Source organism: Pedobacter aquatilis, assembly GCF_032678405.1.
Taxonomy (GTDB): Bacteria; Bacteroidota; Bacteroidia; order Sphingobacteriales; family Sphingobacteriaceae; genus Pedobacter; species Pedobacter aquatilis_A.
On sequence record NZ_JAVTSJ010000008.1, the window covers coordinates 55,653 to 79,419 of the forward strand.

Below are 23,767 nucleotides of genomic sequence, written 5' to 3' on the forward strand. Positions count from 1 at the left end.
AATAAAAGCCGGCCAATATGGAGATCAAGTACATTAATTTAAAGCAAAATCAACTCAGAAAAGCGCGCATGGAAGATTTACTCGTTAAATTTCCTTATCCCTATTCCAGAATTGAAGGCGTTCAGTATGAAGAAGCCAACCCATCATACCAGCATTACACCAAGCAAGGAACTAAGCCTTACCTAGAAGGCTATGTTTTTCGAAAAGGGGTAATTGGTTGCTGGATTGCCCATTCAAAAGCCCTAGAAAGTATCCAATCTCGCTCAGGCATAAGTGTAATCTTAGAAGATGATTTTTGCTGCCACGAGGATTTTTTCACGCAGGCCTTAAACCGAATAGAAAATTTCAAGCAACCATTTGATCTGCTCATCTTTGATCCTTGGGGAAAGGGGCCTTTAGCGGCCCACAAAATAGCAGAACATATCTATAGGCCTTTGGATTGCACCCATCCATATTATGGCGGATCGCACTGCGTGTTTGTCAATAACGAGCGCATCGATGAAATCCTCGATATTAAATGCCAGGCTAAAGTGATGGACTATGATGGATTTTTACTGGAACATCCGCAAATTAACTGCTTTGTTTTTTATACTGGGCTTTGCTGGGTAGCAGATTTACCCTCTGACATCAGAACCTTAACCAGCGCATAAATAACGCATTAGCAATTAAACCCTTGAAGATATAAGACAATCTATTTGCAAACCCTCCCGCCAAATTCGCTCCTAAATGAATCCAAAATACCTCAAAAGTGTCGAATACAACATCGTAGAGCATTGTAACCTGACCTGCGCCGGTTGCGATCATGCCTCTCCGGTGATGGGTAAAACCTTTATCGATATCGAAGCCTTTCGCTCGGATCTTTTAGCCTTGAAAGATAAAGTCGCCATCGGAACCTTTAAGCTGCTTGGCGGTGAGCCTACCTTACATCCAAAATTGCTCCAGTTCATGGAAATCGTAAAGTTGATGCCCTTTATTGATAAACTCTGCGTGATTACCAATGGAACAGCGCTCCATAAAATGGATGAAGCATTTTTTGCCCATTTGGATATTTTGCAAATCACTTTTTATCCAGGAGTCTCCGTACCGATGAGCAGGCGCGCGCTCGAAGAAAAGCGTAATCAGTATGGCTTTCAATTAGATATGGAAGATAAAACCAGGTTCCGTAATACCATTATTGATTTCCCAAATGAGGATAAGGCCCTTGTCGAAAAAATTTATGCCAGTTGTGAACTTCCAAAGGTGTACGCCTGCCATACCATTCGAGGCGGAAAGTTCTATAAATGTTCGCCAGCCGCCTTCACTAAAGATCGCCTAGCCAAAGTAGGCATGTATTTTTCGGATCAAGGTGATGCGATTTCGATACATGGTGAGGAATTTTCGCCTACATCCCTGCAGGATTATCTTCAGGCGCAAAGCCCGCTACCTTCCTGCCGATTTTGTTTAGGCACCTGTGGAACTTTTTTCGATTATTACCAGGTGCCTAGGGCAGAACTAAAGGTAACCAAAAGCGTATCGGCCAGCTGCCCAAGCGGGGAGGTTACTGATTTAATCGATTTGCCCTACTTACATAAGCGCCTAGCAAGCTTGAAATCTTAAATAACATTGCACTCAAACCAAAAGCAATTTTAGATGAAAATTATTTCTTTTATGAATGTCAGTAACGGGGGAAACCTGGAAACAGATTCTGGTTATAAATTTTATAATATCTTGGCCGAGGAGATTTTAGCGCTGGGCAACGAATTCATCTTCGCCGGCCCTCGTCAATTGAGCTGCCAAGGGGCAGGCTTTATACCCCTAGATTTCGGGGACAATAAATATGAAACCCGCTTTGGCTTCCAGATGCAAAGAATCACCGAGATTTTGGAGCAAACCTGTCCTGATGTTTTGATCGTCAACCAAGTAGAACTTGTCCCTCATTTCGCCATTTGTTTGGAAAAGTTGCACAATACCTCCACCAAAATTGTTGCCTATGCCCACTACATTCCTTTTGCCATTCAATCCTCTGGAGCGCTGCTAGAAGATAGCTCGCTGAATGCGAGGGGACTTAATAAAATTATTTCGCATGCCTTTATCTCAGGCCTGGAAACTGCGGACTTAGTGTTGGTACATAGCAAAACCGCGATGCATACCATCATGCAGGGCTGCACTTTGCTGGCAAGGCCGTTTAAAGGAAAACTTGAAATCCTGCCACCACCAAGAGATCCAAACTTGGTTCAGAGCCAATTTGGTGCAGCCGCCTTCAGTAATACCCTTATTTACAACCACCGCCTATACGCCCATTATGGTACTGCCGAATTATGCGCACTCCTACCACATTTAACCGCACAAGGCTACCAGGTCAAAATTCTTGATATTTTAGGACACCGTAATCCAGAAAGAAGAAGCATGGATAATTCCCCAGAACTTTACCGGGCACAGCTCACTGCAATGGATGGGGTTGAGCTGTATGTCAATGGCCTATATGGACAGCCTTACCGGACAATGCTAGAACAGGCAAAAATTGGACTCGCACCTTTGCGGGAAAACTGCAGCTGGTCAATGTCCTGCATTGATTTAATGGCCATGGGAAAACCCGTGCTGGCACCCGATTTAGCTTGGTTTAGTGAAGTCATTCCGCCTGAACTACGCTATGAGCACCACACACAAGCCGCTAAGATTGCCTACCGTTTACTGAGCGATCCGGATTTTTATGCCCGCATGTCCGATGCATGCGCACAAGCCACCAAGCACCTCACGCCAGACTTACTGGCTCAGCGAATGAACAAGCTATTCATGACCCTATTGAACCACACCAATGCAAATAGAACAGCCAGCGCTGATATTCTTTTCAGACAAAATTGATTCCAGCCAGGAGCTTTTTTTTCGTCAGCTTCGGGAGCGTTATCCCGAGGTCATGCGCCTACACGGCCATTTTTCCCATACGCAGCTTAATACGATTTTAGCGCAGATAGCCTCTGATGCCTCGCTTGTTGTAATCAATGCTTCCAGGTTGCATTCTGATGCGCTCATCCCTTCACAGGCTGCCGCCCAAATGCTGGAGTTGGTTTCCGATTTTCCAGTGTGTCTTTATCAGCCACTTGCTAAGGTTGAGCCGGAACCGTCAGAAGCGCTTTTGGTAAATTACCAACAACTTGAAATCGTTTACCTTACCTACAATGAGGACATTGCAGAAGAAAACTTTGTTCAGCTCGCCGTGCGCTATCCGCAACTCAAGCGTTTGCACCGCATCCAAGGATTGACCCAAGGCTTCCGCCTGGCAGCTTATCTAGTTTCAGGAACGCAGTTTATTTTAATTGATGGAGACAACGAGCTGCTGGAGGGTGTGGATCTTAACCAAATTGCGCTACATGATAAAGCAAACCAGGTGCTTATCTATTTCGCTAAAAACCCGATAAATGACCTCTGTTACGGCTATGGGGGCATCAAAATTTGTCCTACGAGGGGCTTTAGAAACATCACCTTTGATACGGTAGATCCTATCTGTAGTGGCGGCATGCGACCTGTTTTTTCAAAGCAGCGAGAGGTGCTAAGCGTGACCCGGTTCAATACCTCTGCTTTTAATGCCTGGAAAGCAGGCTTCCGGGAATGTGCAATGCTAAGTGCCCAGCTGGATTATCTTCAAGATTCAAGCAAAACCTGGGCTGCGGAAAAAATAAACTGTTGGCTGACAAAAGGTGAAGATAGGCCCTTCGGGGATTGGACGATGCTGGGCGCTAAAGCTGGAAAAGCCTTTGTTGAAAGGCTGATGGATTCACCCGCCACCCAATCCTCCGAGAACTCGACACCCGCCCAGAAGCTCTCGGTGATTAACCAGCCCGGTTGGCTTTTAAACTATTTCCAGCAAATCTACCCCAATACGATAATGGTTTATGAAAAAGCTTAGACTATGCTGCCTGCTTGGTGATCATCTGGATTTACTTCCACATTTTATCAAACACTACCAGTCGCTTGGTGTTGATGAGTTTGATTTTATCATTCATTCGCCGGACGATTGTTCGAAAACTAAAACCGAAATGCTATTGCAAAAACTAGGACAGAAACCCGCCGGATATTTACAGGGAACTTGGACTGGCGCTGCGGCAACCTTAGCGATAAATGAATTCATCTCGCGCTTTCCCCAGCAGTGGTTTATCATTGCAGATAGTGATGAATTTCAACTGTATTCAAAACCCTTACGCTTAGTCATCGCGGAGCTGGAAAACACCCAGCAGCACTTTCTAACCGGCTGCATGCTCGACCGAATTGCAGCGGATGGAAATTTAGTGAAGGCCATTGAAAATCAATCCATTTGGGAACAGTTCCCTTTAGCGGGCTTTATTTCTTTTCCACTTATGCAGGCAAATCCCCTAAAAATCACCCTTTGTAAAGGAACGGTACATTTATCGGAAGGTCAGCATGGCGTTCAGCTTCAAGGAAACGCTCATCCCATCCGTTCAGCGGTTCTTTGCCAGGTTCATCACTTTAAATGGCGGGAGGATATCTTGCCTAAACTATTTTCGCGCTTACAGGCCATCAAACTAGGTCACTGGGAGGCTGCCTACAAAGGATATGGCGAGGAAATACAGCGTGCGATGAACTATTTTCAAGCAAACCAAGGTCACTTTCAAATTAACGAAACTACTTTTCTGCTCGCAAAAGCTAAACCTGTTTACCAATCCTATCTGCACTGGGAAAAAGTGCAGCAGATCACCGCTTCTTGGAAAAGCCTTCAATCCTCAAGCATATTAAGTCCTAATGAATTATGAAAGCCCTTTCGGTCATCATCAGCTGCTATAACCAATCCACCCAGGTCCTCACCAGCATCAATGCCTTAAGCCAACAAGTGAAACAACAAGCGATAGATGCTGAGTTTATTATTTGTGATGATGGATCTGAACCTGCCCAAATCCATCAGTTGATTGCTTCGCTACAGGCCAGCAATTTTCCTGGAACGCTAATCAGCCAAAAAGATAAAGGCTTCCGCTTAGCCGCCTCGAGGAACAATGGCTTGCGAATTGCCAGCGGTAAGCTCATCATCTTCATCGATGGGGACTGCATACCTGAAGCCGATTTTTTAGCTGCACATCTTCGCGCCCATCAGCAAAATGCAAAAACCATTGGCGTGGGAAAACGAATATACGAGCCCTGGGATAGCTTAAAGCATTGTGAGATAGCCCTTCAAGCTGCAATCAGAAAAACGCAGGTGGAAAGTTATGATATTCAAACCAGAACGGCATCCAATCATCCATGGGAGGCGGTGCTAGGGCGCAACTTTAGTGTTACTGATCTCAGCGCAAAAATATACTTTGATGAACGCTTACTAGGATGGGGGATGGAGGACCTCGATTTTGCAATCGCCGCTTATAAGCTCGGTTGGCTAGACACGCTTTTTATTCCCGAAGCGATCGTCACTCAAAAAGACGGTGGCCAAAGTGAAAATCCCCTCATGAGTGGAAGCCTTGAAAATTATGTACACGCGGTTTGTAATGTGCTGCTGTTGCTGGAAAAATATAAGCAAGATGCCGCGATATATAAACGCCTGCATTTCTATCTTTACCAATTTACCTATTCCAGTAAGATCGAGGCTAATCGCCTCCACTTCAGCCAAGAACGCTTAGACTTTTTCTATCAAAACTCTGCTTCACTTATTCCAGAACGCTTAAGTGAACTGGAGGCCTTTCAACAGCAGACCAAGGCACAAATGCAAGCCGTTTTCGAGGCCAATCGAGCTTTCAGGCCGCATCCCTATCTCCAAAATCCGCTCCCGCTACGGCGCTCCATTATTTGCCAGGATATAGACTTAAAGTCAATAGACGCGTATTTTATCCAAATAAATAGTCACCCTGTAGAAAGCGAAATGATTTGCTTTTCTAGCCAAGATCCCTTAAGTTTATTTCAGTCTTGGACACTCAAGAATTTGGAAGCCGAGCCAGAAGTATCGCCGTCAAACTATTTAATCATTTACCATTTTGATCCCTTGCTAAGCTTAGAAGATAGAAGGCGGGATGCCCTTGCACTTTGCCGATCGGAAAGTTGGGTAGCATCCAGTGATTTATTTTCTTTAGATCAGTCCAAACTCTAACAATTATCCTCATGAATACACCAGATAAAAAATTTTATTACCTGCGCCACCACCGCACCCAGGCCCATGAAGAGGAGCGCATCTGTGGAGGCGGCTCAGACTTGCCTTTAAATCAAAGCGCAGTGGAGGATCTTAAGGCCAATGCACATTTAATCAACGAGAAGTTAGCAGAGGTGAAAGTCATTTACACCACACCACTGCTTCGGGCCAGACAAACCGCAGAACTAATCAATGGGCAAGCGCATAAAGACATCCAAATCCTAGCCCAACTCGCCGAGTGGCACCTGGGAAGCTGGGAACGCCAACCGTGGAGTGATTTACCGCATCCATTTACTTTTGAAGGCACCCCACCTGATGGAGAAAGTCGTCAGGCATTCCGCGAAAGGGTGAATCAGGCAATAGATGATTTGCTCGAAAGGGATGAAGTTTTTGCGATCGTCGGGCATGGCATCTTTTTTCATGAATTATCCGCACACCTGCTAACCCAGGCGCAGTATATTGAAACCGCAGAGCTCATCAGCATGAGCTTACATGAGGGAAAATGGACCTTTAGCAGAATTCCCTACAAGGATAAACCCTAAATATATGTACAAAACAAAATCATTCCAGGGCATGCAAATCGCCTACGAAAACCTCCAGGAACTTGACTGCTTACTGGCCGAGATTTTTGATGGACAAATTTACCGCTTTAGCGCAGCGAAGCCCGATCCTATGATCATTGATTGCGGTGCACATATCGGTATATCGGTACTCTATTTTAAATCTTTGTATCCGGAAGCGAAAATATGCGCATTCGAACCCAATCCTTATAATTTTCAGTTACTGCAAGAAAACATCAAGCTGAATCAGCTTCAATCTGTGGAGTGTTTTCCTGTAGCTTTAGACAACTGGCAAGGAAAGGCAGCGCTATATGGACATTTTGAGGATAGCTACTCTTCGGTTGGAAATTCCATTCGATGCCAGTGGGGTAACCGGGGACACACCAGCGAGCTGGAGGTAAACGTCGCGCGGCTTTCCAATTACCTGCCTAAAGGATTTATAGACTACCTGAAACTAGACACCGAGGGCACCGAGCGAAATGTCATTGAAGATATTGCACCTCATTTGCAGCAAGTGGGCCAGTTATTCATTGAGTTTCACAGCTGCGCTGGTCTGGATGCAGATTACATCGATGTGGTGAGCCAGTTAGCTCGGCAGGGATTTAGCGAACGAGTTATTGATCAGCAGCAACTCTCGAAGCTCACTAGCTCCAGCGACGCCTGGCTGGAAAGCAATCAACCTGAAATTCTTCAGGCAATTTTTAAACGATAAATCAAAAAACCAATAATGGAATATACCGGTTTACAACAAGTAAATAACGCTGATAAAGCGCACCTAGGTGGAAATATTTTGGAAGGTGATCCTTTTACCTTTTCCCCAAAAGTCTGGAATTATATGATTAAAAGGTTTGCGCTAAAGTCAGTAATGGACTTAGGTAGCGGACTTGGTTATTCAGCACGGTATTTCCACCAGGCTGGTCTGGAAGTAATCGCAGTGGATGGCATGCGCGAAAATATTGAAAAAGCGGTATTTCCCACCATCGAGCATGACCTTGCCAAAGGTGCAATCCACTGCAAAGTAGACTTAGTACATTGCCAGGAAGTAGTCGAACATATTGCCGAAGAGTTCCTGCCGAATTTGCTTTCTTCACTGACTTGCGGCAAACTTATCCTCATGACTAATGCTTTGCCAGGGCAGGAAGGTTATCATCATGTCAATGAGCAAGAATGCGCCTATTGGAATGAACACCTTGCTGAATATGATTGTCATGTATTGCATGAAGATACCGCGCGCATACGCAAGCTGGCCGCAAGCGAAGGTGCACACTACCTGGCGCAAACTGGAACCATTTACGCAAACCGAAAAAAAATATAACCATGACTGAGAAAGAAACCCAGATCATCGCAGAGATGAAAAAAGAAATACGCATCAAGCGAAATGATAGCAGAAGAGAATATAAATGCTACTATGCTGGGGTAAATATCTACCGGAAACGACATAAGCTTATGGGTGCTTCCGCGGTAATCTTAAGCACGCTGGCCGGCTCTGCATTTTTAACCCACACCACCGTGCAGTTAAAATACGCGGACTACCTCGCTTCGATGCTCTCGTTACTGGCTGCACTGATGACTGGACTTAATACTTTTTACGGTTTTTCAGAAACTATCAATTCATTTGCCAACTCTGGAAGACGATGGTATCATTTAAGGGATCGCTACACGTCATTTTTAATCGAGATCGACCGTTATCAAGGTGAAGATGAAGACGCATTTCAAAAGCTTCTGGACCGTTATCATGAACTCAGTGATATTTGCCTAAAAATTCGCGAAGAATCCATCCCCATACCAGGATGGTTATTCACCAAATTTGAAAATACAATCGACAAAGCAGAAGGGCCTGAATTTATTCACTCCCAATTGGGGGCATGACCTGGAATAAACCAGTCACTGCATAAGTATAATTTTTAGCTGCATTATAAGCTTTGATCCAAAAAATAAAATAAAGCACAGAGAAGGTGGCGATCAGCCAAATTTGGTGATGGGTAAATAAAAGGTAAAACACGAGAAAAAAAGTGAAGGCGCGCAAACAGTTAAACAAGTCCTTGATGAGATACATATACTCTACTTCATTATTTTTATCCTTATAAATGATGCTATACTTCATTTTAGAAAATTCCGAATAATCAATTCCCCTTTTGATCAGCCAAAACTCTGCAGTTGAGGAAGCGAAAAAATAATACAACATCCGGTGAACTAGGTAAGCTTTTTTTGCAGCATATGGTGCTGATCGGTATTTTTTAAAAACCTTTGGTGCATGAAAACTTAACACTAGATCGACAATCTGCACCAGATGTCCTCCAATATACAGTAAGGGAATGCCTGCAATCAACACCACCACTAGGGTGATTTCCTTTTCACCCAAAGTAACTAAAAGTTTTTCAGCAGCTTTTAAAAGGTCAGGTTCAGCTAGCAAAATCATCATCCCACACAGTAAACCTGTAAGCAGATAGACTAATAAATCCCGGAAAGTGTACCTTAAATCCATTTTAGAGCGTTTAGCGTTTGGCTAAAGATAGAAAATTTGAGCCTGATTATTAAGTGTAGAAGTTAAAAAATGCGGCGTTATGATAGCCCAACAAGCTCATTACTTATTGATTCCTTCCAAGAGCTAAATGGACATCGCGATTGGAGCATTAGTATGCAAGGGAAACAGCCTTCTCTATGGCAAGGAGATCAACTACCTTAACAAATTCACAGCTTTAGAGAAAATTTACTAATATTGCTTCCAGCTCTGAAGCTAACCAAACGAAAATAAAAACATGGCGCTAATCCCCTTAGCAAACGAAGATGAACTATTGGAGGAAATTGCCAAGGGTGATGGCCGTGCCTTTACCGTGCTATTTAATCATTACCAGAAATTCATCTTTAGTTTTGCCCGGAGCCTAAGCCGTGATGAACAGCTGGCCATCGACATCACGCAAGAAGCCTTTCTGAAAGTTTGGACCCAAAGAGAGAAACTTAGCCAAATCGAAAACTTCCCCGCTTACCTGAACCGTTTGGTTAGAAACCATACCTTCAATACCCTTCGCGATTTAAAACGTCAGCCGACTGTGGACTTTGAACTTGATTTGCTTAAGGATATAGCAGAAGATTCTACACAAGGGCAACTGGACTACAACGAAACCCTAGGCATTCTAAACCAGGCCATATCGACTTTAAGTGAGCAACAACAAATTGCTTTTAAACTTTGCCACCAGCAGGGGCTAAAATATAGCGAAGCGGCCGAGGCGATGAACTTGTCACCGCAAACGGTCAATGTACACATGAAACATGCCCTGAAAAAGATCCGCGAACACCTGTTAAAACATTCGATCACTTATCACCTGATTGCCCTGAGCTTACTGAAAAAATAAAATATTCACACCTATTTAATTTTTTTTAGCTCAAGCCTACCTGTATTTATTTTTTTTGGTGTCAATGTAAATAGAACGTTAACAAAACATTAACCAAATCCAGTCATGGAAGAAAAATCCACCGCGCGTTTAACCGAACTGTTTTTACTTCAGACTAGCGGAAAAGCAAGCGCTGCACAGTACGATGAGCTGCTCGGCTACTTTCACCATCCGCTATATCTGTCGGTACTGGATGCGTTAATGGAAGAAGCCATCTCGAGTTCCAAAGGTGAGCAAGCGCTTTCAGTCCAGCAGGCGCAAGAAATGCTGGCTCAAATCCTGCCTCAGCATCCAAGGACATTAAAGCTAGGAAAAGTAAGGTTTTGGCCACGGCTTGCCATTGCCGCCAGCCTAGTCGCAGTTCTTTTTGCTGCGGGAATTTTGCTGTATCAGCAAAACCGCAAAGCAACTCCAGTCAATCAATATACCCAAGACATCACAGCTGGAACAACTGGCGCGACGCTGACCTTAGCAGACGGAAAAACCATTAAGCTCGACGGGGCACCTAATGGAAAACTCGCCAGCCAATCAGGCATAAGCATTGAAAAAACCCCAGACGGCCAGCTTATTTATAGCGCTCAAGGCGCCCAGGAAAACCCGGCACAAATCAATACCCTCACAACAGCCAAAGGTCAAACCTATCAGCTGAATCTGCCAGATGGGACTAAAGTTTTCCTCAATGCCGCATCTTCGATCCGCTATAATGCCAGCCTCGTTCAAAAAGGCATCCGAAGTGTAACGCTCCAGGGGGAAGCCTATTTTGAAGTGGCTAAAGATATCGCTCATCCATTTTTCGTAGAAACCGCCACCCAGCGCCTAGCTGTGCTCGGTACCCATTTCAACCTGAATAGCTATAGCGACGAACCCAGCGTAAAAACCACTTTACTTGAAGGCTCCGTGAAGCTCGAAACTATTAATAGCGGTGAGGAAAGGCCGAAAACTAACCTTACCAGCACCATACTCAAGCCCGGAGAAGAGGCTAGCCTTACTGCCGGCAAAGCTTTCCAGGTGAGCGCAGTTGATGCTCAGGAAGCCATCGCCTGGAAAAACGGCAAGTTTATTTTTGAAAATGAACCCATTGAAATCATCATGAGAAGGCTCGCGCGATGGTATAACGTGGAAGTGAGCTATCAAGGTGAAGTCAAATCCCGAGCCTTTACCGGTTCAGTTAGCCGCGCGGACAACATCTCCAGCATTCTGGATAAAATTACCTATACTGAAAATATTCACTTTAAAATCGAGGGAAGGAGGGTAAGCGTGATGCCATAACTTCTACCCAAATACGGAACCAAAAACAAAGCGGGAAACATTCGACCTTCTCCCGCTGAGGTCGCCTGGTCTATCCGTTAGCCTTTAGAGAACAAACAGAATCGACTAACCAAACAACAAACGAAATTAATGAAAATTAATCATTTCTCGGCTGAAGGATACCACTGTGTCCTGCCGCCCCAATTCTGGCGAATTATGAAACTCACCACCCTCATAATCCTCATCGCTTTTCTTCAGCTCAGCGCTTCCACCAAAGCGCAGATCACCCTTCGTAGTCGGAATGCAAGCTTATCGCAGGTGTTAAAAGCCATCAGCCGCCAAAGTGGCTATGATTTTCTGTATGCCAATGCCGATTTGAAAGACACTAAACCCGTGGCCCTGGATCTTCGTAATGCCAGCATCGAGCTGGCCCTCGAGAAAGCCTTCGCTGCGCAGCCTTTAGAATATAACATTTCAGAGCATACCGTTGTGGTCAGGAAAAAACAAAGTTCGCTATTGGAACGCATCCTGGAACGCTTTCGCAATATTGATGTGCGGGGAAAAGTGACCGATGAGCAGGGCAGGGGCATGGCCGGGGTTACCGTGCGATTAAAAAGCAGCAGTGAAGGCACCATCACCTCCGCTGCCGGAGACTTTTATTTGCCCAATGTCAAAGAGGGGGAAAGCCTTATCTTCAGCTTTATAGGTTATAACAGCCAGGAAGTTCCTGCAAGTGCTAATCCAGAGATCAAAATGCAGCTAGCGGATTCCAAACTCGATGAAGTTCAGGTCACTGCATATGGTAAAACGAGTCAACGATTGTCAACAGGAAACATCAGTTCGGTCTCCGCGTCAGATCTAGAAAAAAGTCCGGTGACAAACCCCCTACTTGCTTTGCAAGGCCGGATGCCCGGCTTGAATATCGTTTCCTCGAACGGCTTCAATAACGGTGCACTTTCTTTAACTGTACAAGGACTAAACAGCATTGGCCAGGGTAATGACCCGCTGATAATCATTGACGGAATCCCGTATACATCAGAAATGCTACCCAACTATTCCCCAGCCGGTGGCATCAACAAAGGCAACGCGGGGAATCCGCTAAGTTACGTTGACCCGATGGATATCGAGAGTGTATCGGTACTCAAAGATGCAGATGCTACCGCGATATATGGGTCAAGAGCGGCTAATGGCGCACTATTGATTACCACTAAAAAAGGAAAAAACGGACCAATGCAGGTCACCCTTGACTACCAGCACGGTTGGGGCAGGCCTTCGGCTAAGATGGATATGATGGGAACGCCGGATTACCTCCAAATGCGTCGCGAAGCCAAAAAAAACGATAACCGGGCCATCTTAGCCTCGGACTATGATATCAACGGTCTTTGGGATCAAAACCGTTATACAGATTGGCAAAAGGAGCTCATCGGGCAGACCGTTAATTTTGATCGCTATACGGTTGGCCTGAGCGGTGGTACAGGTAATACCAATTACCGCCTGGGCAGCACTTATAATCGCCAGACGACAGTTTTCCCCGGAGACTTTAATGACCGAAAAATCGGGCTTAACTTTAGCCTAAACAGTAGTTCTGCAGATCAGCGCTTTAGCATCCAGTTTAAAGCCAGCTATATGGATGATCTGAATTTACTCCCTGGATTTGATCCAACCGCAGTGGCTTACCAGCTTGCCCCAAACGCACCATCAGTTTATAATCCCGATGGAAGCTTCAACTGGCAGCTCAACAGCGCAGGCGTTTCTACTTGGCAGAACCCTATTGCCCAAATGCAAGCAAGGGTGACTGATAAAGTTGCCAACCTGATATCCAGCGCATCGCTATCTTACGAACTGGCCAAAGGATTAAGCCTTAAAAGCAATTTTGGCTATAACCGAAGCATTCAAGACCAGGTTTCAACTGTACCCTTAGAATCCCTACCCACCGAAGCGCTTGCTTACAGCCAGGCAGTCGGCGCTTATGCCGCAAACAAAATGGATTCCTGGACCATAGAGCCTCAGCTTAGCTATCAACGACATGAACGGTTTGGCGATTTGCGCCTGCTACTGGGTACCTCGGTGCAAAGGCAATTATCCGAAGGCCACCGCACAGTTGGACTAGGCTATCCAAGTACCGCCTCGATAGCCGACATCAATGCCGCATCAACGCTTTCCAGTAATGGCAGCAGTTACGAGCAGTATAAATATGCAGGTGCTTTTGCTATCCTGAACTACAGTTATCAGGAGAAATACCTGCTTAACCTCACCGCCCGCCGAGATGGCAGCAGCCACTTCGGGCCCAATAACCGCTACCATAATTTTGGTGCAGTGGGACTAGGCTGGGTATTCAGTTCAGAGAAATTTATCCAGGAGCAGCTGCCAGCCTTGAGTTTTGGGAAGCTACGCTTAAGTTACGGTTCAACTGGTAACGACCAAATCCAAAGTTATGCCTTTTACAGCCTTTATTATCCGGTCTATTCAGATATTCCCTACCAAAACAGTAACGCTATATATAATAGCCAGTTGACTAACCCTTATCTAGAGTGGGAGGAAACTAAAAAACTCAATTTAGGCCTGGATTTAGGTTTTCTGAAAGACCGCATCATCCTGAAAGCGGACTATTTCCGAAACCGTTCATCCAACCAGTTGTTGAGTATGCCAACCGCCACTCTCACCGGCGCAAATAGTGTGGCCACCAATTTGCCAGCAGTGGTGCAGAACACTGGCCTTGAGCTTTCCCTATCAACACGCAATTTAGAAAGCGGCGCGCTAAAATGGTCAACGAGTTTCAATCTAACCATTCCCCGAAACAAGCTCGTGCGTTATGATGATCTCGCCACTTCAGGCAATGCTACCACCCTGGTTGTCGGAAAATCGCTATCCGTGATTAGGGCATACCATTATTTAGGGGTCAATCCTGCAAATGGTCAATACCTCTTCCAAGGCGCCAATGGACAGCCCACCAGCAGTCCAAGCTTCGGGACGGACCGCTTTGTCTACATCGAGGGCGGTCAACGATTATACGGAGGGCTGGAGAATAGCTTGAGCTATAAAAACTTTTCATTAAGCTTTCTGTTTCAATTTGTCCGCCAGAATGGTGCTAACAATTTTGCAACACTCAACCCAGGCCGTTTTAACCGCAATGCCCCGGTATATGTGCTGGACCGTTGGCAAAACCCGGGCGATGAAGCCGGCCATCAGCGCTACAACTCGGACGGTTCATTAACCAGCTCGATTAATCTGCTCAAAGGCAGCGACCGCGGGATTGGCGATGCCTCTTACATTCGCCTTAAAAACCTATCCTTCGCCTGGAGCCTGCCTCAAAACTGGCAAAATAAAATGCACCTTAAAAATGCACGCTTGATGCTCCAGGGACAGAATCTACTCACCTTTAGTGACTATGTCGGCCTGGACCCGGAAACGATGAATACCAATAGCCTGCCGACTTTAAGAATGTTGACCTTAGGCCTTCAAGCTTCCTTTTAACTCAAAGAAAAAACAATGGAGATGAGAATTACTGCAAACAAAAATAACTTTCCTTTGGCAACTGCCCGGAAGTTCCACCATATGAGCATGCTGTGCCTAATCGCTTTCGCGATTATGCTCAATATCAGCGGATGCAAAAAACTCGTAGACGTCGAGGCACCCTTGAATTCCACCAGTACCGGAAATGCCTTTGCGTCCGATGTGACCGCTACAGCGGTGCTTAACGGTATCTATACCCAACTCAGCACGGACAGGTTATCCTCGGGCATTCAGCTAACGGGATTTACTTCGCTGTATTGCGGGCTCTCGGCCGATGAACTGGTCGTTGATCCCTCGGTAGACAATAACTTAAAATTTTATTTCACCAACTCGCTTTTCAATACCTCAGGCCCTTTTGCCTGGTCGGCTTGCTATTTAATGATCTACCAGCTTAACACCGCTATAATTGGACTAGAAGCAAGCAATACCCTCAGCCCACAGGTCAAAAATCAATTGCTTGGTCAAGCGCTCATGCTGCGCGCCTGGCATTATTTTTACCTTACCAACCTATACGGCGATGTACCTTTGGTGCTTGGCACGGATTTCAAAGTGAACACCAATCTATCCAGGAGCAGCCAAGCCAGCATTTATGCACAGATCATCGCAGATTTGCAACAGGCCGAACCGCTCGTGAGCGCAGCTTACTTATCTCCAGATGCGAAAACAGCTAGTAGTGAGCGCGTAATACCCAATAAAGCAGCTGTGCAGGCGATGCTGGCAAGAGCTTACCTTTTCGCAGGGAATTATCCCTTAGCCGAGAGCGCAGCAAACCGCGTCATTGCACAAAGCAGTCTGTATAGCCTGCCAGCATTAAACCAAGTTTTTCTTTCCGGCAGCAAAGAAGCCATATGGCAACTGCAACCCGTCAATCTGGAACGGAATACTGAAGATGCCTGGACTTTCGTGCTGCCGGCCAGCGGACCAGACCCAGAGCACCCGGTTTATTTAAGTGACTTTTTAATTAATGCTTTTGAGGCGGGTGACAAGCGCCGTCAGGACTGGGTTGGAAGCCTGAACCTAGGCGGTCAAACTTACTATTACCCATATAAATACAAAAGCGCAGACCCGGGCGACCCGGTGACTGAATATAAGATGGTTTTCAGACTCGCAGAAGTTCACCTCATCCGCGCGGAAGCGCTCGCGCAGCAAAACAAACTTGCTGCAGCTGCTACAGATTTAAACCTTATCCGGAGCCGGGCGGGACTTTCGGCCACTACTGCCAGCACACAAAGTGCGCTACTAGCTGCAATCGCACATGAACGACAGGTGGAATTATTTACAGAATACGGTGATCGTTGGATTAACCTTAAACGCACCAAAACCATTGACCAGGTGATGCCGGCGGTTTGTACGGCTAAAGGCGGCAGCTGGAAATCCAGCGCACAACTTTATCCTATTCCGCTAGATGATTTGATACGCGCACCAAAACTCACCCAAAACCCAGGCTATTAAAAAAGAGGTGCCGGCCGAAGCCGGCACCTCAATTCTCGATCATGAAGAAAATAATCTTAAGCATACTCTTGCTGGGAATTGGCCACGCCTTTGCCCAAAATAAATCAAAACCGGTACTCGATACTAACGCGGTCAATAATTGGCAACTCTTAAGAAACGGTGAACTCAGTCCAGATGGAAAGTTCGCAGCTTTTGAAATTCACAAAATTCAGGGCCAATACAACTCCCCTGAATCGTTAATCATTAAGTCAACAGTAAACAAATGGCAAGAGGTGTTTCATGGAACTGTTAGCGGATCCCGTTTTAGTCATGACAGCCGGCAAGTGTTCATTAGATTTAAAGATGGAAATCTTATAGCACAGGATTTGGTTAAGAAAAATGTAGATCCATTAGGTTTCGCAAAGAACTTTCTTCTGGTAGGTCAATCTTTAATTATAGAGCGGCCCGGGGAAGAAAAGAGCCTTGAGCTGCTACACCTGAAAAACCTGAATAATCGCAAAAAGATAAGTGGAGTCCTGCAATATAAACTCTCCCTAGATAAGACCCTATTATATTTCATCTGTAGTAGTGCCGGCGGAAAAAATAAATTGATTCGTTACACGCTTTCCTCTGGCAAGACCGAAGAATTATTTAACGGCGATTCAATCAATGAACTGCAAATTGACGCAAGTGGGAAAAACCTTGCTTTTACCACTAAGGCTGGGAATGATTTCAAACTTTGGTCAATAAATCAGGACGCAAAGACAGCGACTTGTTACCCTGAAAATCTTTCGATTAATTCCTTTTCGTTCAGCCCCGACGGCAGACACCTATTGTTGAATTTATTAGCTGCTGAAGAGTCAAATGCGAAAAAAAGCGACGACCATGATTCAACGGTTTTACTTTTCAGTTTTCAAGATGCAAAGTTTGCTATGGATCAGGCGATCGACGGGATGAACTTCAGACAGTTTCCGGCAGCTTTGGACATTGTTTCGCAAAAACTGATCCCCTTAGGCAAACCTGGAAGTCAAATCTCTTCACTAAACAACTCATGGGCGGTTGTGGATTTCTATAAAACATCATCTTCACCTTCTGAATCCAATTGGAGCAAAAGCGCTAGAATGGAACAGTACCTCATTTCATTAACCAATGGCAAGAAAAACCCTCTTGACTTTGAGTCAATTTCAGCTTCCGCACTTGGAAAAAACCATTTGCTCTACACTAGAGGTGGCGACTTTTATACCTACAACCTTCATTCAAAAATTATCAATAACCTCAGTCAGCATATAAATACCCAATGGACCGAATATGATGCTGACAGGGTGGAACGCAAATTTCAAAATTATTTTCACGAAGTAAGATGGGTGAATGATGATAATGCGATCATTTTGCCTGATAGATATGATCTATGGTTAATTTCTCTGGATGGTCAGCGAAAACCAATCAACCTGACTCGAGGTTATGGAAAGAAAAACCAAATCATCTTACGACCACTATTAACCAAATTATCTGTAAGTACAGATGGATTTACCACTAATTTGCCTGAACCCTTTAACCCAAACCAAAAACAGTACCTTTCGGGTTTCAATGTACGCACCAAAGAAAGTGGATTCTATCAGTATAATCCGGACAGCAAATCACCCAAACCACTGTCTGTAGGTAATTATTCTTATCAAGGACTTGCCAGCTGGATGGAATTGCGCGCTGAAGGGATTAAAAAATCTCAAAATTGCAACAAATACTTGTTGAACATCGGAGCTGCCGATAAAAGCTACAATCTTTACACAACTTCAGATTTTTTACACTTTAAGCCCTTGACCGACCTGCATCCTGAGGAGCAGTATAATTGGCTGACTTCGGAACTGCACAGCTGGACCTCTTTGAATGGCGACACCCTTCAGGGTGTACTTTACAAGCCCAAGGATTTTGACCCAAACAAAAAATACCCCGTTATTTTCGTTATCTACGAACACTGGTCTAATAATTTAAACACCTTTCAACCCCCTAAGCTTGCTGCAGGGGGCATAAATGTCCCATGGATGGTCAGTAGGGGTTATCTCGTTTTTCGTCCGGATATTTCCTACCGCAATGGAGATGCTATGCAAAGCGCATATGAAGCCGTCGAGTCCGCGGCAAGCTATATCCAGAAGTTGCCTTTCGTAGATGCCGCGCACCTGGGGCTTCAAGGTCATAGTTTCGGGGGAGCAGAAGCGAATTATATTGCGACTAGATCCTCCAAGTTCGCCGCCATTTGTTCAGCTGCTGGAAGTTCCAATTTGGTAAGCCACTATGGAACTATTGGTCTGGTAGATGGCTTACCACAAGCCTATAAACTTGAGATTGCACAATACCGCATGAATAGCAACCCTTGGGATAACCCTGAAGGCTACCGACGGAACTCACCGATTGAAAATCTGGATAAAATTAGCGCACCCATGCTCATCATGCACGGTGACAAGGATGCAGCGGTACCAGTAAGCCAAGGTCATGAAATGTTCATTGGCCTTAGAAGGTTAGGTAAACCTGCCTGGCTGCTTCTTTACCAAGGCGAAGGGCATATTATTGATAAGCTCAGTAACCGTTTAGACTATACCCGGCGAATGGAAGAATTTTTTGGACACTACCTAAAAGGCGCGCCAATCCCAGATTGGATGAACAAAGATCCGAAATCTGCGCTGGAAATCATTCCAACCAAGCAGAGGACAGATCAAATTAAAACTCTACCAAACAAACAGCACTAAATCTTACACCAATGAAAAAAATCATTTTCAATAGCATTATTTTGCTTATCAGCATACATCAGGCTTTCGCTCAGAATAACGATGCCCAAGCAAAGCAGCTCATCAATCAGTTATCCAAGCCTTATCAAAAGGGACAGGTGGTGGAAATTTCCAAATTCGCCCAGAAGCCAGATGATGAGGCCTTCAAATTCCTACTGAATCATCGCAAAGCGCTGGATACTTTAATGGGCCAGCGCTTTGCTTCGGTAAAACTGATGGCTTTACTGACAAGCACATTCATTAATCCCTCCCTGAGCACTGGCAACGAGCCTGATTGGAAGACCCTGCAAAAGACCTTGCGCAGATACCAAACCATTGGCCAAGAAACGCTATTGAAGGCCAAATATACCTACGCCCTTGATCACCAACACTGGGAAAACTACGCGCAAAGTTACCAGGAATTTTTTCAGGCGTTCGGGGAAGGGGAAGGTGGCTTGGAACTCAATAATGCCGCCTGGAAAGTTTTCAAAAACACCAATAATCCGAAACTGCTCACTTATGCGCTGGGCTGGAGCAATCTCGCGCAAGCGCGCACCGGCGGAGTTACCACGCTTATCACTGGATACATGGATACCAAAGCGAATCTGCTCTACAAATTAGGCCAAAAGACGCAAGCCATCGCCTTGCAAAAAAAAGCGATTACCATCGCTAAGCAAAATAACCAGCGCGCAGCGGATTTGGAATCGGTACTGTTAAAAATGCAAGCCGATGAGCCGACCTGGTAATTTGGCCCCAATTAAAAGCGCTAATGGCCGAATGAAACAGCAAAAGAAAAATATTTTTTAGCTGGGGATAGTTATACTAGCCCGTAGAAATACCCTTAGTTAAGGGCACTATCCCTCAAGCATAAAATAACCAAACATGAACCAGCGAACAACCTTTTTTTTAGCAGCCATGATGCTGTTTTTCTTCCACAAGCCCGTCATTGCCCAGCAGTGGTACGGCCTTTACGAAAACCAGATTCCTGGCAACTTAAGCGATAACATTCAACAAGCGCCAACTGATAAAGCTTTTAACATTCCTTGGCAACCCGGCATCCAGGTTTTTTTGCCAAAGCCGGAGATCGCCAATGGCACAGCTTTACTGATTTTTCCGGGCGGCGGCTACGGCGGGCTGTCCTGGGAAGGCGAGGGTACCAATATTGCTAAAGCCTTTACCGCTGAGGGCATCAGCTGTTTTGTTGTGAAGTACCGCATGCCTGGCGCAACTCCCTATGCCAAAAGAGATACCGTACCCTTGACTGATGCCATTACGGCGATGCGATGGGTGAAAGCCCGGGCCAAAGCATTCAGTATCGATTCCAAAAAAATCGGAGCCATCGGATTTAGTGCCGGCGGGCACTTGGTAGCCAGTCTGGGTAACCTTTCTGAAAAACAGGACCGGCCGGCCTTTAACCTGCTGGTCTATCCCGTCATCAGCATGGACCCTGGCTTAACCCACATGGGTAGCCATGATAACCTGCTGGGAAAAAGGCCAGGTAAAGCGCTGGAAAAGCAATATTCGAGTGAACTTAACGTCAACGCGAATACCCCGCCCACTTATTTGACCCATACGGGTGATGATGGACTGGTTCCGGTGGAAAACAGCATTCGCATGTACCAGGCGCTATTAAAGGCGGGCATCAAAACCGAATTCCATTCCCCGCAAAAAGGCAACCATGGCTTTATTTTCGGTATCCCGGTCAAAGAGTGGCTCGACCCGATGCTCAAATGGCTGAAAGCGAATAATCTAGTCACCCCGCAAATTGATGGACGAGGGAAAACGGTGATCTTAACTTTTGATGATGCTAGTGCTTCTCACTATCAGAACCTCCCGGCGATGCTCAAAAAGTATGATTTTGGGGCTACTTTCTATGTCTGCGAATTTCCGCCGGATTTTGCCGATAGCAGTAAGTACATGAACTGGCGGCAAATCAAGGCGCTTGCTAGCCAGGGTTATGAAATCGGCAACCATACCTGGCACCACGCCGGGGTCAAAGGCCTTTCAGCAGCGGAGCTAGAAAAAGAGATCCGCTACATTGATGATAAATGCAAGCAAATGGGTATTACTAAACCCACGAGTTTTTGCTATCCCTTTTACCAGACCGATAGCGCGGCTTTCGCGATGCTAAATAAATACAAGTACCTAACTGCAAGGACCGGGGGCGATAAACCATGGAACGCGAAAACCGATAATCCTTATTTGCTGCCTGCCTACACCATCTCCGGCACAGATGAACCTTACTTTTATAATGCCCTTTCGCAAGCGAGCAACGATAATGCCATTGTGTTTTGCATCCACGGCGTGCCTGACACCGCTCACAGCTGGGTAAATACCCCACCCGAAGTATTTGAGTCTTACTTGAAATACCTACACGATCATAACTTCAACGTGGTCTCGATGCGGGAATATAGCAAATCGCAAAAACTAAAAGTACCTAAAATCAAATGAGTCGGGCAATGAAGAAATATCTTGAATTTAAAGCCTGTAGTGCATTGCTCAGCGTGGTGGTTATTTTTGCGAGCTTAGGACTTCATGCGCAAGCACCTAACTGGAAAGCCAAATGGATAAGCATTGGCTACACTGAAGATCCCTCGCGTCCGGTACAAGTTTTTGAAAAACAATGGACCCCTTCAGCAAAAATCAAATCCGCTACACTTTACATCACCTCATGCGGGCTATATGAAGGCCATATCAACGGTAAACGCATCGGCGAAGACCTATTAACCCCAGGCTGGACGAGCTACAACAAACGCCTGCAATATCAAAAATATGAGGTTAGCAAACTGCTCAAAGCAGCTGAAAACAACATCCAGATTCAGCTCGCTTCGGGATGGTACCGCGGAAGAATCGGCTTAGGTCCGGACAGCGGACAACCTAACCGTTATGGGGATAGGCTGGCTTTACTTTTTCAGCTGGAGATCCTTTACGGGAACGGGAAAACCGAAACGCTTATCAGTGATGATAGCTGGAAAACAGGTGAAAGCGCCATACGCGCCTCGGAAATCTATGATGGGGAAGTGTTTGATGCCGGCTTTAAGGCTAGCACAAGCGCCGCTGCAAAACTGGCTGATTTTCCATTTGATAACCTGGTGCCCACTATCAGCGAAGGGATTCGAAAACAAGAACGAATTTTAGCTAAAAAAATCTTCATCGCTGCCAACGGCGATACGCTTGCTGATTTCGGGCAAAATTTGGCTGGTTTCGTACAAGCTAAAATCAAGGGGCAGCCCCGTCAAAGCATCAGTATCGAGCATGCCGAAGTGCTGGATAAGGCCGGAAACTTTTATACCGAATCCCTGCGCACCGCCAAAGCTAAAGACGTCTATATCTTGAAAGGCGAGGGAGAAGAAACCCTCGAACCGCACTTTAGCTGGCATGGCTTCCGCTATGTTCGCCTGAAAGGCTTTAAAAGTTTTCCAACACCCGCGCAGCTTACCGCAGTTGCCATTTATTCCGACCTCAAGCCCACAGGCAGTTTTGTCTGCAGTAGTGCGCTACTCAACCAGTTGCAATCCAATATCCTTTGGAGCCAAAAAAGTAATTTCTTGGATATTCCCTCCGACTGTCCACAGCGCGATGAGCGCATGGGCTGGATGGGGGATGCGATGGTTTTTTGCCGCACGGCCGCTTTTAACCAAAACGTAAAATTGTTTTTTGAAAAATGGCTTGCCGACGTCGCGGCCGACCAGTTGCCAAATGGCGCGCCAACAGCGATTGTGCCAAACTTGTTGGGCGGCTTCGGCGGGTCCTCCGGCTGGGCAGATGTCGCCACAGTCATCCCCTGGACGATGCACGAAGTGTACGGGGATAAACAGATACTCATCAAACAATATGCCTCGATGAAAGCCTGGGTAGATTATATGGATAAAAGCAGTAAAGACAACCTTTTCCAGAAAGGATTTCAGTTCGGCGACTGGCTCAGCTATAAAAATACAGACCTGGTCGATAGTTCGGCGCACACTGACGTGCATTTAGTTTCGCAGTGCTTTTATGGCTATTCCACTTCGATTATGGCCAAAACTGCGAAGCTGCTAGACAAGCCATCGGATGCCGCATATTATGAAGCCTTGCTGGAAAAGATCAAGACCGCCTTTAACCTCGAATACGTCACCCCAAACGGCAGACTGACCAGCAATACCCAAACTGCCTACACCTTAGCTTTGGCCTTTGATTTATTGCCAGAACAAATCAGGCCCAAAGTGGCTGGTTGCCTGGTGGACAACATCAAAAAATACAATAACCACCTCACCACCGGCTTTCTGGGTACCCCGTATATCTGTCATGTACTCAGCCGATTTGGTTATGCTAAAGTGGCTTACGATTTACTGCTCCAGGAAAGCTATCCAAGCTGGCTATACCCCGTAAAAATGGGCGCGACTACCATCTGGGAACGCTGGGATGGCATTAAGCCCGATGGCAGTTTTCAAAATACGGAAATGAATTCTTTCAACCATTACGCTTATGGCGCTATTGGGGACTGGATGTACCAAAATATCCTAGGCATTCAAGCAGGCTCACCCGGTTACAAAGAAATCATCATTAAGCCCGTTCCAGGCGGGGGCTTAAGCTGGGCGAAAGGGAGCTATGAAAGCCCAAATGGCAAAATCGAAGTCGACTGGAAAATTAGCGGTAGCAAATTCTTAATCGATGTAAGCATTCCCAAAGGCAGTAGCGCAAAAGTCTGGCTGCCTGGCTCAGCAGTGCCGCAATTGCTTTCTGCAGGGAAGCAGCACCTGGAAAGCGCTTATCAACCTTAAATTT

Annotated in this window: 19 protein-coding genes; 18 read left to right on the forward strand and 1 reads right to left on the reverse strand. The window is 45.7% G+C overall.

Annotation, left to right across the window (positions count from 1 at the left end; genetic code table 11):
* Positions 1 to 17: 17 nt before the first annotated feature.
* The 10 genes from R2R71_RS19485 (at position 18) to R2R71_RS19530 (ending at position 8,529) form a co-directional block, all read left to right on the forward strand.
* A complete protein-coding gene (locus tag R2R71_RS19485) occupies positions 18 to 650 on the forward strand; it encodes a glycosyltransferase family 25 protein (RefSeq protein ID WP_316832959.1) in 633 nt (210 codons plus the stop codon).
* 76 nt (positions 651 to 726) lie between these two features.
* Complete coding sequence (locus tag R2R71_RS19490) at positions 727 to 1,596, forward strand: radical SAM protein (protein WP_316832960.1); 870 nt, start codon at positions 727 to 729, stop codon at positions 1,594 to 1,596.
* Between the two features lie 33 nt (positions 1,597 to 1,629).
* Positions 1,630 to 2,841 (forward strand): hypothetical protein, encoded by a 1,212-nt coding sequence (locus R2R71_RS19495; RefSeq protein ID WP_316832961.1) that lies wholly within the window; start codon positions 1,630 to 1,632, stop codon positions 2,839 to 2,841.
* Positions 2,795 to 3,883, forward strand: a complete 1,089-nt coding sequence (locus R2R71_RS19500; protein ID WP_316832962.1) for a hypothetical protein — start codon at positions 2,795 to 2,797, stop codon at positions 3,881 to 3,883. The genes R2R71_RS19495 and R2R71_RS19500 overlap by 47 nt, the downstream gene beginning before the upstream one ends.
* Positions 3,870 to 4,745, forward strand: coding sequence for a hypothetical protein (locus R2R71_RS19505; protein WP_316832963.1), 876 nt, complete (start codon positions 3,870 to 3,872; stop codon positions 4,743 to 4,745). The genes R2R71_RS19500 and R2R71_RS19505 overlap by 14 nt, the downstream gene beginning before the upstream one ends.
* Positions 4,742 to 6,061 (forward strand): glycosyltransferase, encoded by a 1,320-nt coding sequence (locus tag R2R71_RS19510; protein WP_316832964.1) that lies wholly within the window; start codon positions 4,742 to 4,744, stop codon positions 6,059 to 6,061. The genes R2R71_RS19505 and R2R71_RS19510 overlap by 4 nt, the downstream gene beginning before the upstream one ends.
* 11 nt (positions 6,062 to 6,072) lie before the next feature.
* Complete coding sequence (locus R2R71_RS19515) at positions 6,073 to 6,642, forward strand: histidine phosphatase family protein (RefSeq protein ID WP_316832965.1); 570 nt, start codon at positions 6,073 to 6,075, stop codon at positions 6,640 to 6,642.
* A gap of 4 nt (positions 6,643 to 6,646) precedes the next feature.
* The gene (locus R2R71_RS19520) at positions 6,647 to 7,372 is read left to right on the forward strand and encodes an FkbM family methyltransferase (protein ID WP_316832966.1); all 726 of its coding nucleotides are present in this window, start codon (positions 6,647 to 6,649) and stop codon (positions 7,370 to 7,372) included.
* Between the two features lie 15 nt (positions 7,373 to 7,387).
* Complete coding sequence (locus tag R2R71_RS19525; protein ID WP_316832967.1) at positions 7,388 to 7,975, forward strand: class I SAM-dependent methyltransferase; 588 nt, start codon at positions 7,388 to 7,390, stop codon at positions 7,973 to 7,975.
* A 2-nt stretch (positions 7,976 to 7,977) separates the two neighbouring features.
* Positions 7,978 to 8,529: an SLATT domain-containing protein gene (locus R2R71_RS19530; RefSeq protein WP_316832968.1), complete on the forward strand. Its 552-nt coding sequence runs from the start codon at positions 7,978 to 7,980 to the stop codon at positions 8,527 to 8,529.
* Here R2R71_RS19530 and R2R71_RS19535 read toward each other — a convergent pair.
* Positions 8,504 to 9,145, reverse strand: coding sequence for a hypothetical protein (locus R2R71_RS19535; protein ID WP_316832969.1), 642 nt, complete (start codon positions 9,143 to 9,145; stop codon positions 8,504 to 8,506). The two genes, R2R71_RS19530 and R2R71_RS19535, sit on opposite strands and share 26 nt — an antisense overlap.
* A gap of 274 nt (positions 9,146 to 9,419) precedes the next feature.
* On the opposite strand from R2R71_RS19535, the gene R2R71_RS19540 reads away from it, so the two are divergent.
* The 8 genes from R2R71_RS19540 to R2R71_RS19575 all read left to right on the forward strand — a co-directional run bounded on the left by R2R71_RS19540 (position 9,420) and on the right by R2R71_RS19575 (position 23,763).
* Entirely contained in the window at positions 9,420 to 10,013 is a 594-nt protein-coding gene (locus R2R71_RS19540) for an RNA polymerase sigma-70 factor (RefSeq protein WP_316832970.1), read from the forward strand.
* Positions 10,014 to 10,118: 105 nt separating this feature from the next.
* The gene (locus R2R71_RS19545) at positions 10,119 to 11,321 is read left to right on the forward strand and encodes a FecR family protein (RefSeq protein ID WP_316832971.1); all 1,203 of its coding nucleotides are present in this window, start codon (positions 10,119 to 10,121) and stop codon (positions 11,319 to 11,321) included.
* Between the two features lie 129 nt (positions 11,322 to 11,450).
* Positions 11,451 to 14,774, forward strand: a complete 3,324-nt coding sequence (locus tag R2R71_RS19550) for a SusC/RagA family TonB-linked outer membrane protein (protein ID WP_316832972.1) — start codon at positions 11,451 to 11,453, stop codon at positions 14,772 to 14,774.
* A gap of 21 nt (positions 14,775 to 14,795) precedes the next feature.
* Positions 14,796 to 16,265: a RagB/SusD family nutrient uptake outer membrane protein gene (locus R2R71_RS19555; RefSeq protein ID WP_316832973.1), complete on the forward strand. Its 1,470-nt coding sequence runs from the start codon at positions 14,796 to 14,798 to the stop codon at positions 16,263 to 16,265.
* Positions 16,266 to 16,306: 41 nt separating this feature from the next.
* Entirely contained in the window at positions 16,307 to 18,985 is a 2,679-nt protein-coding gene (locus R2R71_RS19560; protein ID WP_316832974.1) for a prolyl oligopeptidase family serine peptidase, read from the forward strand.
* An 11-nt stretch (positions 18,986 to 18,996) separates the two neighbouring features.
* Positions 18,997 to 19,749, forward strand: a complete 753-nt coding sequence (locus R2R71_RS19565) for a hypothetical protein (protein ID WP_316832975.1) — start codon at positions 18,997 to 18,999, stop codon at positions 19,747 to 19,749.
* A gap of 136 nt (positions 19,750 to 19,885) precedes the next feature.
* Positions 19,886 to 21,454, forward strand: coding sequence for a polysaccharide deacetylase family protein (locus tag R2R71_RS19570; RefSeq protein WP_316832976.1), 1,569 nt, complete (start codon positions 19,886 to 19,888; stop codon positions 21,452 to 21,454).
* Between the two features lie 8 nt (positions 21,455 to 21,462).
* Entirely contained in the window at positions 21,463 to 23,763 is a 2,301-nt protein-coding gene (locus R2R71_RS19575) for a glycoside hydrolase family 78 protein (protein ID WP_316832977.1), read from the forward strand.
* Positions 23,764 to 23,767: the final 4 nt, after the last annotated feature.

Bases quoted from the DNA above. Each gene is read 5' to 3' on its own strand.
- R2R71_RS19485 (WP_316832959.1), top strand. From the start codon at position 18: ATGGAGATCAAGTACATTAATTTAAAGCAAAATCAACTCAGAAAAGCG.
- R2R71_RS19490 (WP_316832960.1), top strand. From the start codon at position 727: ATGAATCCAAAATACCTCAAAAGTGTCGAATACAACATCGTAGAGCAT.
- R2R71_RS19495 (WP_316832961.1), top strand. From the start codon at position 1,630: ATGAAAATTATTTCTTTTATGAATGTCAGTAACGGGGGAAACCTGGAA.
- R2R71_RS19500 (WP_316832962.1), top strand. From the start codon at position 2,795: ATGCAAATAGAACAGCCAGCGCTGATATTCTTTTCAGACAAAATTGAT.
- R2R71_RS19505 (WP_316832963.1), top strand. From the start codon at position 3,870: ATGAAAAAGCTTAGACTATGCTGCCTGCTTGGTGATCATCTGGATTTA.
- R2R71_RS19510 (WP_316832964.1), top strand. From the start codon at position 4,742: ATGAAAGCCCTTTCGGTCATCATCAGCTGCTATAACCAATCCACCCAG.
- R2R71_RS19515 (WP_316832965.1), top strand. From the start codon at position 6,073: ATGAATACACCAGATAAAAAATTTTATTACCTGCGCCACCACCGCACC.
- R2R71_RS19520 (WP_316832966.1), top strand. From the start codon at position 6,647: ATGTACAAAACAAAATCATTCCAGGGCATGCAAATCGCCTACGAAAAC.
- R2R71_RS19525 (WP_316832967.1), top strand. From the start codon at position 7,388: ATGGAATATACCGGTTTACAACAAGTAAATAACGCTGATAAAGCGCAC.
- R2R71_RS19530 (WP_316832968.1), top strand. From the start codon at position 7,978: ATGACTGAGAAAGAAACCCAGATCATCGCAGAGATGAAAAAAGAAATA.
- R2R71_RS19535 (WP_316832969.1), bottom strand. From the start codon at position 9,145: ATGGATTTAAGGTACACTTTCCGGGATTTATTAGTCTATCTGCTTACA.
- R2R71_RS19540 (WP_316832970.1), top strand. From the start codon at position 9,420: ATGGCGCTAATCCCCTTAGCAAACGAAGATGAACTATTGGAGGAAATT.
- R2R71_RS19545 (WP_316832971.1), top strand. From the start codon at position 10,119: ATGGAAGAAAAATCCACCGCGCGTTTAACCGAACTGTTTTTACTTCAG.
- R2R71_RS19550 (WP_316832972.1), top strand. From the start codon at position 11,451: ATGAAAATTAATCATTTCTCGGCTGAAGGATACCACTGTGTCCTGCCG.
- R2R71_RS19555 (WP_316832973.1), top strand. From the start codon at position 14,796: ATGAGAATTACTGCAAACAAAAATAACTTTCCTTTGGCAACTGCCCGG.
- R2R71_RS19560 (WP_316832974.1), top strand. From the start codon at position 16,307: ATGAAGAAAATAATCTTAAGCATACTCTTGCTGGGAATTGGCCACGCC.
- R2R71_RS19565 (WP_316832975.1), top strand. From the start codon at position 18,997: ATGAAAAAAATCATTTTCAATAGCATTATTTTGCTTATCAGCATACAT.
- R2R71_RS19570 (WP_316832976.1), top strand. From the start codon at position 19,886: ATGAACCAGCGAACAACCTTTTTTTTAGCAGCCATGATGCTGTTTTTC.
- R2R71_RS19575 (WP_316832977.1), top strand. From the start codon at position 21,463: ATGAAGAAATATCTTGAATTTAAAGCCTGTAGTGCATTGCTCAGCGTG.